General features: G+C 72.9%; 8 protein-coding genes. 4 read left to right on the top strand and 4 right to left on the bottom strand.

The genetic code is table 11. The features are described from left to right. Positions 1–50 precede the first annotated feature (50 nt). The 4 genes from gcl to ACFZAM_RS25000 form a co-directional block, all read right to left on the bottom strand. Complete coding sequence (gcl, locus tag ACFZAM_RS24985) at positions 51–1,838, bottom strand: glyoxylate carboligase (RefSeq protein WP_391049438.1); 1,788 nt, start codon at positions 1,836–1,838, stop codon at positions 51–53. 253 nt (positions 1,839–2,091) lie between these two features. Continuing rightward, complete coding sequence (locus ACFZAM_RS24990; protein ID WP_391049440.1) at positions 2,092–2,838, bottom strand: hypothetical protein; 747 nt, start codon at positions 2,836–2,838, stop codon at positions 2,092–2,094. Positions 2,839–3,084: 246 nt separating this feature from the next. After that, positions 3,085–3,984: a 2-hydroxy-3-oxopropionate reductase gene (locus ACFZAM_RS24995; protein WP_355338928.1), complete on the bottom strand. Its 900-nt coding sequence runs from the start codon at positions 3,982–3,984 to the stop codon at positions 3,085–3,087. Positions 3,985–4,056: 72 nt separating this feature from the next. Beyond that, positions 4,057–4,893, bottom strand: a complete 837-nt coding sequence (locus ACFZAM_RS25000) for a TIM barrel protein (protein ID WP_391049442.1) — start codon at positions 4,891–4,893, stop codon at positions 4,057–4,059. Positions 4,894–5,625: 732 nt separating this feature from the next. Here ACFZAM_RS25000 and ACFZAM_RS25005 point away from each other — a divergent pair. The 4 genes from ACFZAM_RS25005 (at position 5,626) to ACFZAM_RS25020 (ending at position 12,882) form a co-directional block, all read left to right on the top strand. Continuing rightward, complete coding sequence (locus tag ACFZAM_RS25005; RefSeq protein WP_391049444.1) at positions 5,626–6,672, top strand: BTAD domain-containing putative transcriptional regulator; 1,047 nt, start codon at positions 5,626–5,628, stop codon at positions 6,670–6,672. Between the two features lie 5 nt (positions 6,673–6,677). Then, positions 6,678–8,987: a TOMM precursor leader peptide-binding protein gene (locus ACFZAM_RS25010; protein ID WP_391049446.1), complete on the top strand. Its 2,310-nt coding sequence runs from the start codon at positions 6,678–6,680 to the stop codon at positions 8,985–8,987. A 194-nt stretch (positions 8,988–9,181) separates the two neighbouring features. Further along, on the top strand, positions 9,182–11,113 hold the full coding sequence (locus ACFZAM_RS25015) for a TOMM precursor leader peptide-binding protein (protein ID WP_391049448.1): 1,932 nt from the start codon (positions 9,182–9,184) through the stop codon (positions 11,111–11,113). 173 nt (positions 11,114–11,286) lie between these two features. After that, the gene (locus tag ACFZAM_RS25020) at positions 11,287–12,882 is read left to right on the top strand and encodes a nitroreductase family protein (RefSeq protein WP_391049450.1); all 1,596 of its coding nucleotides are present in this window, start codon (positions 11,287–11,289) and stop codon (positions 12,880–12,882) included. Positions 12,883–12,898: the final 16 nt, after the last annotated feature.

Raw genomic sequence — 12,898 nt, forward strand, 5'->3', positions numbered from 1 at the left:
GGGCCCGAAGCCGCGTGACGACCGGGCCGTGACCGCCGGGCCCGTGGACCTCAGACCCGCAGCGGCACGACCGCCGTGGGCGCGTGGCCCGGCTCGGTGGCCAGCTCCTCGAATTCCACGACGTTGCTGATGTCGGCCGTCGTGCTCATCGAGATGTTGGTGATCCGCTCCAGGATCGCCTCGACCACCACCGGCACCCGGTACTCGGCCGCCAGCTTCTTTGCCTGCTCGAACGCCGCGCCCAGCTCAGCCGGGTCGGTGACCCGGATCGCCTTGCAGCCCAGGCCCTCGACCACCTTGACGTGGTCGACGCCGTAGACGCCCAGCTCGGGCGAGTTCACGTTCTCGAACTCCAGATTGACCTGGAAATCGATGTCGAGACCGATCTGCGCCTGCCGGATCAGCCCCAGGTACGAGTTGTTCACCAGCACGTGCACATACGGGATCCGGTGCTGCGCGCCGACCGCCAGCTCCTCCAGCATGAACTGGAAGTCGTAGTCGCCGGACAGGGCGACGACCTGCGCGTCCGGGTCCGCGGTGGCGACACCGAGGGCGGCCGGGATGGTCCAGCCCAGCGGGCCCGCCTGGCCGCAGTTGATCCAGTGCCGGGGGCGGTAGACGTGCAGCATCTGCGCGCCCGCGATCTGCGAGAGGCCGATGGTGGTGACGTACCGCGTCTCGGGGCCGAAGGCCCGGTTCATCTCCTCGTAGACGCGCTGCGGCTTGATCGGGATGTCGTCGAAGTGCGTACGCCGCTGCAAGGTCGCCTTGCGCTCCAGCGTGGAGTCGATCCAGGCGCGGCGGTCGGGCAGCCTGCCCTCGGCCTTCAGCTCGCGGGCGGCCTCGACGAAGAGCGCGAGCGCGGCCTTGGCGTCCGAGGCGATGCCGTAGTCGGGGGCGAAGATCTTGCCGATCTGGGTGGGCTCGATGTCGACGTGCACGAAGGTGCGGCCCGCGGTGTAGACGTCGAGCTTGTAGCCGGTGTGGCGGTTGGCCCAGCGGTTGCCGATGCCGAGGACGAAGTCCGACTCCAGGAACGTGGCGTTGCCGTACCGGTGCGAGGTCTGGAGGCCGACCATGCCCGCGTTCAGCTCGTGGTCGTCGGGGATGGCGCCCCAGCCCATCAGGGTCGGGATGACCGGGGTGCCGGTCAGCTCGGCGAATTCGACCAGCAGGTCGCTGGCGTCGGCGTTGAGGATGCCGCCGCCCGCGACGATCAGCGGGCGCCGCGAGGCCAGCAGCATCGCGAGCGCCTTCTCGATCTGGGCGCGGGACGCGGCGGGCTTGTAGACCGGCAGCGGCTGGTACGTCTCCGGGTCGAACTCGATCTCGGTGAGCTGGACGTCGATCGGCAGGTCGATCAGCACGGGTCCCGGACGGCCCGAGCGCATCAGGTGGAACGCCTGCTGGAAGACGCCGGGGACCTGCGCGGCCTCCAGCACGGTGGTCGCCGCCTTGGTGACCGGCGCGGCGATCGAGGCGATGTCGACCGCCTGGAAGTCCTCCTTGTGGATCACGGAGGTCGGGGCCTGGCCGGTGATGCACAGGATCGGGACGGAGTCGCCGGTCGCCGAGTACAGGCCGGTGATCATGTCGGTGCCCGCGGGGCCCGAGGTGCCGACGCACACCCCGATGTTGCCGGGGCTGGTGCGGGTGTAGCCCTCGGCCATGTGCGAGGCGCCCTCGACGTGCCTGGCCAGCGTGTGGCGGATGCCGCCGGACGCCTTGAGCGCCGCGTAGAAGGGGTTGATCGCGGCCCCGGGCACACCGAAGGCGACGTCGACGCCCTCCAGCTTGAGGATCTCCACGGCCGCGCGGGCGGCGGTCATACGAGGCATGAGGTCCCTCTCCTGCTTCTGTCGGCGACTACTTCCCTCCACGCTTTCCGCTATGTGGAAAAGTAGTTCTGCGATATGGAATGAACGTAAGCCGTGCCGGTGCGCGCGTCAAGAGGCGTCCCGGGCAGCGAAAAGGCGCCCGGCGCGCGGGAATTCGCGCTGCCGAGCGCCTCGGGGCGCCGTGAAGGGGGGCGGGTCAGCCGGGGGCCGGAAAGGGGGGATCAGCCGGAGGTGCCGGGAAAGGGGGGGCGGGTCAGCCGGGGGTGCCGGGGCCCGTCCTGATCAACTCGTCCGCCGCGTCGTTCACCGGCTGCGGGGTGCCGGTCAGGTCCATCACGAACAGCGGTACGCCGAGCTGGTCGGCGCGCAGCCGCGCGTCGTGCGCGTAACCGGCCAGCGAGAAGAAGGCCCCGACCGCGTCCTCGTTGGCGCAGTTCAGCCAGAGGCACTCCACGTCACGGGCCGCGGTGGGCTGCGTGGTCGGGTCGACCTGGGCGACCAGTCCGTCCCCGCGCAGGTCGATGCCGTTGGCCGTACGGTCCCCGGCCAGCCGTATCCCGCCGAAGCCCAGCCACTTCAGGAACTGCGCGGCGGCGGTCAGTGCGTCCCTGCCGGTCCTGATCGTGACCGGCCGGAACGGCGGCCGGTCCGTCGGCGGCGGCGGAACCTGCCCGGTGGGCTCGGGCGGCGAATCCGCCTGATGCGCCCCCGCGGGCACGGCCCCGGCCTCCTGCGCGGCCTCGCCCGCCAACGGCAGACGGATCAGGGCGCCGCAGGCGCAGTCGAACTCCGGCTTCGGCCACTCGTCGGCCCGGCCGCAGTCGGGACACCGCAGCCGTACCCACGAGTCGTCCCACGTCTTGTGCCCGATCTGCTCGGGCGCGCCCCCGGACAGCACCGGGAGCGCGAGCGGCGCACCGCACGCGCACGGGAAGGTGGGCGCGGTGTACGTGTGCTCACGGTCGCAGGCCGGACAGCGCACGAGCACCCTCTCTGCCATGTGGACAACTCCCGGTCTGCGGCGGCGGAATGTGCCTATGACAACGTGCACATCCCATAGTGCAGGAGTTTGCCGCACCTGGACCACGGCCGGGAGCACTCCCCGTACGCCAGGGCATGACGGCCTTCCGTGACGAGCGGGCCCGAAGAGAGGAAGAGGGTGGTACCGCCCGGTGGTGCGTTTGGGCGCGACAGGACAAGTCACGCACCACCGGGCGGAGTTCATGGGGTCAGGACATCGGGTGTGTCAGTCCTCGACCGGGAGGCCGGACAGCCGCTCCACACCGCGCAGCAGCGCGGAGTGGTCGAGGCCGCCGTCGCCCTGGGCGCGCAGCGAGGCCACCAGGTTGGCCACCACGGAGCCGACCGGGAGCGCGGCGCCGACGGTACGGGCGGCGTCGGTGACGATGCCCATGTCCTTGTGGTGCAGGTCGATCCGGAAGCCGGGCGCGAATTCGCGCGCGAGGAAGTTGTCCTTCTTACGGGTCAGCACGGTGGAGCCGGCCAGACCGCCGTTGAGCACCTCAAGGGCGGCGTTCAGGTCGACGCCGGACTTCTCCAGGAAGACCACGGCCTCGGCGCACGCCTGGATGTTGACCGCGACGATCAACTGGTTGGCGGCCTTCACCGTCTGCCCCGCGCCGTGCGGGCCGCACAGGATCACCGTCTTGCCGAGCGCGTCCAGCAGCGGCTTCGCCTCGTCGAAGTCGGCCCGCTCACCGCCGACCATGATCGACAGTACGGCCTCGACCGCGCCCGCCTCGCCGCCGGACACCGGCGCGTCCAGCACGCGGATGCCCTTGTCCGCGGCGGCCTTCGCCAGGTCCACCGAGGTCTGCGGGGTGATGGAGGAGGTGTCGATGAGCAGCGCCCCCGACCGCGCGTGCGCCAGGATGCCGTCCTCGCCGTACGCGATGGCCTCGACCTGCGGCGACGCCGGGACCATCGTGACGATCACATCGGCGTCCCGTACGGCCTCGGCGATCGACCCGGCGGCCGTGCCGCCGTTGGCCGCCAGCCGCTCCAGCTTCGCCGCCTCCAGCGTGTAACCGGTGACGTCGTATCCGGCCTTGATCAGGTTCTCGGCCATGGGGGAGCCCATGATGCCGAGTCCGATCCAGGCGACCTTGGGAAGGTGGGTGCTCATGGGGTCCTCTCAGGGGATGGTGGGGTACGGGAGCGCGGCCCGCGTGTCGGGAGCGCGCCGCTCCTCGCGCGTCTACGGGCGCGGCTGCCTGCCGGGAATCCAGCCGAAGGCGTTGCCCGAGCCGTCGGCGCCCGGCTTGTACTCCAGACCGGTCCAGCCGGTGTAGCCCGCCTTCCGCAAGCGGCCGAGCAGCTCCTCCAGCGGGAGGGTGCCGGTGCCGGGGGCGCCGCGGCCCGGATTGTCGGCGATCTGGACGTGCCCGGTCCTGTCGGCGTAGCGGTCGATGACCTCGGGCAGGTCCTCGCCGTTCATCGACAGGTGGTACAGGTCCAGCAGGAAGCGCGCGTTGTCCAGGCCGGTGGCGGCGTTGACCCGGTCGACGACCGCGACCGCGGCCGGGGCGCTGACCAGCGGACAGCGCGGTGACTCGGGTGCGTTCAGCGCCTCGATGAGCAAGGTGGCGCCGACCCGGTGGGCGGCGCGCGCGGCCAGCACCAGGTTCTCCAGCGCCAGCTCGTCCTGGACCGCCGGGTCGACGCCGTCGACCCGGTTGCCGTACAGCGCGTTCAGCGCGGTGCAGCCGACGGACGCGGCGAAGTCCGCGGCGACGTCGATGTTGGCGCGGAAGCGGTCCGACTCGGCGCCGGGCACCGACAGCGCGCCGCGGTCGGGCCCCGGCAGCTCGCCCGCGTAGAAGTTCAGGCCCACGAGCCGGGTCCCGGCCGCTTCGAGCGCGGACCGCAGCCCGTCGAGCCGGGCCTGGTCCGGCGTGGGGTCGTCGGTCCACGGCCACCACAGCTCGACCGCGTCGAAGCCCGCCGCGGCGGCGGCCGCGGGCCGCTCCAGCAGCGGGAGTTCGGTGAACAGGATCGAGAGGTTCACATCGAAGCGCGCGTCGGTGAAGCTCACTAGTGTGCGCCCCTTCCGTATTGCGGAAGTTGTTTTCTGTCTTGTGGAACATTGAATCAGCCCCTCGGCGGCTGTCAAGTCTCCGCGGCCCCGTCCGCCGCCGGTCCGCGCCCCTCCGCCCGTCCGGGCCTTCTCCCGTGCGCGCGTCCGCGTGCGATCCGGTCGGCGGCGCCCCTGCGCAGCTCAGGCCGGGCGCGGGTGTCACGGAATGGCGCTGGTCTATTCCTCTGGCGAGCGCGCCCGGTCAAAATCCGACAGAAACTTGACACGTAAATCAAAGTCGACCTCGGGGTGACGGGCATAAAGCCGCCCGGTGAGGGGTAAGGGGAATGCCGCTTTACGCTCCCGCAATACTGCGAAGTATGTCCGATTACTCGCATCCGTACCGGAGGGATACGGTCCGGTGTGTCCCGATTCCGGGAGCGAGTTCACATTTTGGGTACACCGACCCCATCTAACAGACCGGTAACCCGGTGTCACGTGATTTTTCCCTGGACAAGGCAAAGAGTGCTGCCGTACTGTCCTCGGTGACCGCCAATAGGTATGACCCTCAGGGGATTCTGCCTCACTCCGGCCCACTCCCGCCGGGTGTGACAGCGGTCGTAACGGGGCAACGGGGATGGTGGATTGGTGGTCTGGTCCAACGCGCTCGAAAATAGTGCTGGATTACCAACGGCAAAAGGCGATACGCCGCCGCAGGTAGTCCCGCAGACGCGATTCACGGTACTCGGAATGCTGGCCGTCACCGACGGCAGCGAATCCGCGGTGCTTCAGCCGTCGCGGCCCGCCGCACTCCTGGCCGCATTGCTGCTGAATGCCAATTCCGTCGTCTCCGCCGACTTCCTGCAACGCGTCATCTGGGGCGAGGAGACTCCTGCCCAGGCCAAGTCCGCCCTGCACAGTTGCGTCCTGCGATTGCGCCGGCTGTTCGGCAAATACGGGATCGCGGGCAACACCATCGAAGCCGTACCCGGCGGATACCGGCTCACGGCGGACGCCGCGACCCTCGACCTGGTGCAGTTCCGCGAACTCCTCGACCAGGCGTACGCCACCGAGGAGCCCGACGCCGAATTGCGTCTGCTGCGCTCCGCGCTCGCCCTGTGGCAGCCGCCGCTGCTGGCCAACGTCCCCTCCGACCTGCTGCACCGCGACGAACTGCCCCGGCTGCACGAGGAATGGCTGCGCGCGATCGAGCGCGTCTTCGACCTCGAACTGGCATGCGGGCGGCACCGGGAGGCGGTGGCCGAGATCTGGCCGACGGCCCGCGCCCACCCGCTGCACGAGCGGTTCACCGAGCAGTTGATGGAAGCGCTGTACCGCGTCGGCCGCCGCGCCGAAGCGCTCGCCGAGTACCGGCGGGTCAAGAACCACCTCGCCCAGGCCCTCGGCGTGGACCCGGGACCCGCACTGCAACGCCTCGAACTGGCCATCCTGCGCGGTGAATCCGAGCAGAGCCCGCCGCCGCAGGGCCGACCGGTGACCCGCGGCGACCCGCGCCCGGCGGCATCCGGAGGCCCGGCGGCGGTCCGTGACGCGGGCGCCGACCCGGTCGCGGGCGAACCCGTCGAGGGCGGTCGCGTCCTGGACAGCCTGGTCGGCGCGGGACTGCTCGAAGAGGGCCCGCGCGGTCTCTACCGGATGCACGAACTCCTGCGGGTGTTCACCCGCGCAGCGGCGGCCGACGGGGTCGGCGGCGCCGCGCCCCCCGGACGCACCGGGCACACCCCCACCCCATCGCAGCGGCCGAGCGCCGTGGAACTGCATCCTACGGAGGCGTGACTGACATGGTGTCACCGTATGACGAGATCGCCGACACCCGGCCGCGGATCCGCCGGGACGTGCTCTACACGCAGACCCCGACCGGCGTGCACTTCCACAACGCGCGCGGCGGCTTCAGCGTCGTCATGCCCTCCGCCTACCGCTTCGCGACGCTGATCGTCCCGCACCTGACCGGCGACCACACCGTGGCCGCGCTCTGCCAGGGCCTCGGCGACAAGCAGCGCGAGATGGTGGTACGGCTGGTAGGCACGCTCTACGCGCGTGGTTTCGCCCGCGACGCCGTCCCCGCGCCGAGCGACACCGAACCGCTCGACCCCGCCGTCATCGAGCGCTTCGCCGCGCAGATCGACTACGTCGACCACTACACCGACGGCGCCGCCGACCGCTTCCGGCGCTTCCGGCAGGCCCGCGTGGCCGTACTCGGCGACGACGCCCTCGCCCGCTGGGCCGTCCTCGGCCTCGTCCGCAACGGCTGCGCCGCCGTCGCCGTGCCGCGCGCCGTCGACAGCCCCGGCAACCGCTTCGCCGAAGTCCTCGACGAAGCAAGGGCGTTGCGCGCCGAGAACTGCCCGGTCGAGCTGGACTGGCTGGACGACCCGGCCGACGCGGAGGGCGCGCCCGGCACATACGGCTGGGAACACCTCGACGGCTACGACACGGTCCTGGTCACCGGCGAACGCGGCCCCCGGCAGATCGCCCGGCTCCTCGACGCGGGCCTGCCCGCCGGCCGACTGCTGCTCCCCGCCTGGACGTTCGGCGAGTCCGTCGTCATCGGCCCGCTCATGGCGACCGACACCGCCGGCTGCTGGACCTGCGCGGCGCTGCGGCTCGGCGCCAACGGCGAGGCGGGCGCCGCGGCCGACCTGTGGAGCGCGGTCGCCCCCGCGGGGCCCCGCGACAGCGCCGCCCCCGCCGTCGGCGGACCGCTCGCCGCGATGATCGGCAACCTCCTGGCGTACGAGGTCTTCCGCCGCACCACCGGCGTCCTCCCGGCCGAGACGGAGAACCAACTCCTCGTCCAGGACATCGACTCGCTCGACACCGTCGCCGAACCGCTGCTCCCGCACCCGCGCTGCCCGCACTGCGGTACGGCGGCGGCCTCGGAGTCGGCCACGGCCTCGGACGCGGCCTCCGCGGACGCCCCGCTCGAACTGGCCGCCCTGGACAGCGAGTCGGCGGCCGAGGTCGGGGCCGCCGCGTCGCCGCTCGGCGGACCCGTCTCGGACGGCGCGGGCGAGGAGGACGCCGCGCAGGCCGCCCTCGCCGAGATCACCGGCCGGTCCGTCCTCGTCCAGCGCAGGACCGGCGTCTTCCAGGCGTACGCCGACGAGGAGTGGGCGCAGACACCGCTGAAGGTCAGCACCGTCGTACTCGGCACCGGACACCGCGCCCGGCGGGAGATCACCGCCTTCGACGTCCACCATGTCGCGGGCGCCCGGCTGCGGGCGCTGTACCGGGCGGCCGAGGTCTACGCGGAGCACGTCGTGCCCGTCCAACAAGCTTTGTCCGGAGTGGAGTTGGAGGCGGCGCGCGGCAAGTGGCGGTCCGTCGACCCGGCCGCGCTGAGCATCACCAGCGGACTCGGCACCGCGGCCGCGCTGGTCCCGCGCTGGTGCGCGGCCACCTCGCTGCTCAGCGGCGAGACGCTGCTGGTGCCCGCGGCGGCGCTGCGGCCGTTCGGCCCCGACAACCGCGAGCGGATCGTGGAGGCCACCTGCGCGGGCACCGGCGCGGGCGGCACCGCGGCCGAGGCCGCCACCCGAGGTGTGCTCACCGCGCTCGCCCACGACGCGCTGCGCCGTGCCGTCGGCGGATCGCTCGCCGTACAGCACGTCCCCACCGCCGAGTTGGAGGGCGCGGACGCCGAACTCACCTTCCTCGCCCGCTCGGCCGCCGGGCTCGGCGTCGACCTGGAGATCCTCGACCTCGGTGCCCATGAGGAGCGCGTCCTGCCGGTCGTGCTGGCCCGCGCCGCCGATCCGACGACCGGACAGGCCCGTTGGGCGGTGGCGGCGGGGGTGCGCTGGCGCGACGCGGCGCTCGACGCCGTACGCGACCTGCTCGGCGCCGTGCAGGTCGGCGGCGCGCCCGACGCGGGCGACCCGCTGCTGGCCGACCTCGCCCCCGGCACCGTCGCGGTGACCGCCGAAACCCGCGCCGGGCTGGCCGCCGCCACCGACTGGCCCACGGTCGCCGACCGCCTCCGCGCCACCGGCCGCGACCTGCTGACCGCCCCCACCCACGCCCCCGACCTGGCCGCGGGCCGCGTCCACACCACCCGCGTCCTGCTCACCACCGCCCCGGACCGGGCATGACCGCGGATCTCCTCGCGGACGCGTGCACGGCCCTGGCCGATCGCCTCACCGCCGGCCTGGCGGCCCACGCGCCTGTCGCCGACCCAGCCGCCGGGCCCGCCGGGACCGGTACGCCGGTGGCGCCCGGTGCTCGCGGTCAGGCGGTTGGCGTCGGCGTCGCGGAAGACCGTGGCTCGGCGCGAGACCTAGGGGCTGTGGACATCGGCGCGCCCGGTGCGCGCGGTCAGGCCGGTGGTGTCGCCGGTCCGGCCCCGACGCGGGCCGTACCGGCCGTGGTGGTCAGCGCGCTCGGTGTCCGTGACGAACTGACGCTGCCCGCGCGCGACTTCGACGTTCCGTCGACCGAGACCGTCGGCGTACGCGTCTACGGGCACCACACCGTCGTCGGTCCCTTCGCGCCCGGCGGCCGGGCCGGGTGCGGGCGGTGTCTGGCGCGGCGGTGGCAGAGCGTGCGGGCGCGGGCGCTGCGGGAGGCGCTGGAGACGGGTACGGGCACGCGCGCCGCGGGACGGCCGCCGCGGGCCACGGCCTTCGGGGTCGACGGCCTCGCCGCGCTCATCGCGGCCCACCACCAGCGGGGCGGGGCAGGAGGCGGGAAGACCGGCGGCGACAGCCGTCTGCCGTACGCGTTCCTGGTCGACATGGAGACCCTGCGCGTCACCCGCTTCGCCTTCGTGCCGGACGCCGAGTGCCCGCAGTGCGGGGAGCGCGCCGCCGATACGGCCGAGGGCGCGCGGATCGGCTTCGCGCCGTCGCCGAAGCCCGCGCCGGACGTGTTCAGGGCGCGGCCCGCGGACGACTACGACGTGCCGTTCGAGGCGTTCGTGAACCCGGCGGCGGGCATGCTCGGCCCCTCGGTCGTGCCCGATCTGATCTCGGCGTCCACGTCCTCGACGGTCGGCTCCTTCCTCCTGCGGTCCGGCGACTATCTGCGCGAGTGCTTCTGGGGCGGCCACACCCCGCGCTACCGCTCCAGCGAACGCGTCGGCCTGCTCGAAGGACTTGAGCGCTTCGCAGGGATGCGCCCGCGCGGCAAACGGACGGACGTCACCGCCGCGTACAGCGAACTCGCCAGCGACGAGGCCGTGTTGGACCCGCGCACCTGCGGCCTGTACACCGACGACTTCCACCGCGCCGAGCCCGGCGTACGCCCCTTCGACCCCGAGCGGCCGATCCCGTGGGTGTGGGGCTGGTCGCTCCGCGACCAACGGCCGGTGCTCGTACCGGAGATCCTGGCGTACTACCACGCGCCCGGCGGCCTGGAGAACCGCTTCGTGCAGGAGAGCTCCAACGGCTGCGCGTCCGGCGGGAGTCTGGCCGAGGCCGTGTACTTCGGGCTGATGGAGGTCGTCGAGCGCGACGCGTTCCTGCTCGGCTGGTACGCGAAGGCGCCGCTGCCCGAGATCGACGCGAGCGGCAGCGGCAGCCCCGAGACCCGCGCGATGATCGACCGGCTCGCGATGTACGGCTACCGGGCCCGGTTCTTCGACACCCGCGTCACCTTCCCGATCCCGGTCGTCACGGCCGTCGCGGAACGGATCGACGGCGGCCTCGGCCGGCTCTGCTTCGGCGCGGGCGCGGGCCTCGACCCGGAGGCGGCGCTCGCGGCCGGACTGTGCGAGATCGCCACCGACGCGGTCAACCTGCGCCGCAGGACCGCCCGCGACGAACCGCGACTGCGGGCCCTGGCCGCCGACTTCGACCGCGTCCAGGTGCTGCACGACCACCCGCTGCTCTACGGGCTGCCCGAGATGGCCGTCCACGCCGACTTCCTGCTGCGCGGCGACGACCGGCCGCGCGTGGCGCTGGGCGACCTCACCACGACCGGGGTCGGCGCCGTACCGCCCGCCGACGACCTCGCCGACGACGTCACCGCCTGCGTCGAGGCGCTCGCCAAGGCCGGGTTCGACGTCATCGCCGTCGACCAGACCATGCCGGAACAGCGGGCCCTCGGCTTCCACACGGCCGGAGTCATCGTGCCGGGTCTGCTGCCCATCGACTTCGGCTGGCGCCGCCAACGCGCACGCCATATGAGCAGGACGCGGACCGCGCTGCGGGAAGCGGGCCTGCGCGAGCGGGACTTGACGGCCGACGAACTCAACCAGGCCCCGCATCCGTTCCCTTGAGCCGCCCGCCGTCCCCGCGGCCTCACCGAGACCGAAACAGAGCACCGAGCCCCGACCCGACACCCCGACCGAGCCCCGAGACCTGAGCCCCGAGACCTGAGCCCCGAGCCCCGAGACCTGAGCCCCGAGCCCCGAGACCTGAGCCCCGACCGTCGACCGAGAGAGGAACGCCCGTGGGATTCGCCCATGAGTACGCGACCGCCATCGTCCGGCGGGGCCGGTATCCCATGGAACCCGCCGACTTCGTGCCCGACTGGGCGGACCGGCCGAGGAAGGGCAAGCACTTCCCCGGCGCGGAGACCTTCCCGCTCCCGCGCGACGAGGCACCGGCCGAAGCCACCGTCCAGCAGGGCCTGTTCGGCCCGCGCGGCACCGGCGCCTTCACCCTGCCGCTGCTCGCGGGGATGCTCCAGGAGTCCTACGGCCTGGTCGGCAGGCGTCTTGCCGTACAGGCCAACTCCGACCTCGGCACCCTGCCGATGTACACCCAGGCCAACTGGTCGCGCGGCACCGCCTCGGGCGGCGGCCTCTACCCGATCGGCGTGCACTGGGTCAGCGGCCCCTCCGGCCCGCTCACACCCGGCGTGTACTACTACTCCACGCCCCACCACCACATGCGGCGGCTGCTCGCCGGGGACGCCACGGGGGAGGTCCGGGCCGCGCTCGGCGGCCGACTCGGGGCGGACTGCGACCAGTTCCTCGTCCTCGGCGTGCGCTTCTGGCAGAACGCCTTCAAGTACAACAGCTTCAGCTACCACGTCGTCACGATGGACATCGGCGCTCTGCTCCAGACCTGGCGGATCTGGGCGCGGGCCCGCGGACTGCACATCGGCGCCGCGCTGTGGTTCGACGAGGCCCGGCTCGGACGGCTGCTCGGCCTCGGCCAGGACGAGGAGGGCGTCTTCGCCGTCGTACCGCTGACCTGGGACGGCGCCCCGTCGGCGGCCCCGGCGCTGCCGGCCGGCGACCCGCCGACCGCGCCACGGGTCCGCCACGCCGACCAGGAGCGCTCCCGCACCACCATGACGTTCGAGACCGTACGCCGGATGCACGCGGCGACCCTCGACGGCGCCGCGGACCGACCGGCCCCCGGAACGCTGGACACCGCGCTCGCGCTGCCCGTGCCCGAGGGCGGCGAGCGGACCGCGCTGCCCGCCCCCCGGCCCCTGGACACGCCCGTCGGACAGGCGCTGCGGGCCCGGCGCAGCAGCTTCGGCCGCTTCCAGGCCGTCCGCCCGCTGCCCGCCGACGCGCTGTCGACCGTACTGGCCGCGGTCGACGCGGCGAGCAGCCTCGACACCGACACCGAGACCCCCGGCGCCCCACCCCTCAGCCGCGCCTACGTCTTCGTCAACCATGTGGCGGGCATCGCGCAGGGCAGTTACCTCTACGACCGGGAGGACCGTTCGCTGCGGCTGGTCAAGGCCGGTGCGCCGGGCGAATTCCTCCAGCGCAACTACTTCCTCGCCAACTACAACCTGGAGCAGGCGGGGGCGGTGATCGTGCCCGTCGCCCGCACCACCGCCGTGCTCGACGCGGTCGGCGACCGCGGCTACCGGCTGGTCAACGCCGTGATCGGCGCCGTCTCGCAGGCCGTCTACACCGCGTCCGCCGCGGCCGGGCTCTCCTGCGGCGTCGCGCTCGGCTTCGACGCGATCTCCTTCACCGAGGAGCTGGCGCTCGACCTGACCGGCGAAGTGCCGCTGCTGATCATGATGATCGGCCACGAGCGGCCCCGCCCGGCCGACTTCCGCTACGAGATCGCCTGACCGGGCGGCAACGGCC

It is taken from the genome of Streptomyces sp. NPDC008079, from assembly GCF_042957385.1.
Taxonomy (GTDB): domain Bacteria; phylum Actinomycetota; class Actinomycetes; order Streptomycetales; family Streptomycetaceae; genus Actinacidiphila.

Bases quoted from the DNA above. Each gene is read 5' to 3' on its own strand.
- ACFZAM_RS25010 (WP_391049446.1), top strand. From the start codon at position 6,678: ATGGTGTCACCGTATGACGAGATCGCCGACACCCGGCCGCGGATCCGC.
- ACFZAM_RS24990 (WP_391049440.1), bottom strand. From the start codon at position 2,838: ATGGCAGAGAGGGTGCTCGTGCGCTGTCCGGCCTGCGACCGTGAGCAC.
- gcl (WP_391049438.1), bottom strand. From the start codon at position 1,838: ATGCCTCGTATGACCGCCGCCCGCGCGGCCGTGGAGATCCTCAAGCTG.
- ACFZAM_RS25005 (WP_391049444.1), top strand. From the start codon at position 5,626: ATGCTGGCCGTCACCGACGGCAGCGAATCCGCGGTGCTTCAGCCGTCG.
- ACFZAM_RS24995 (WP_355338928.1), bottom strand. From the start codon at position 3,984: ATGAGCACCCACCTTCCCAAGGTCGCCTGGATCGGACTCGGCATCATG.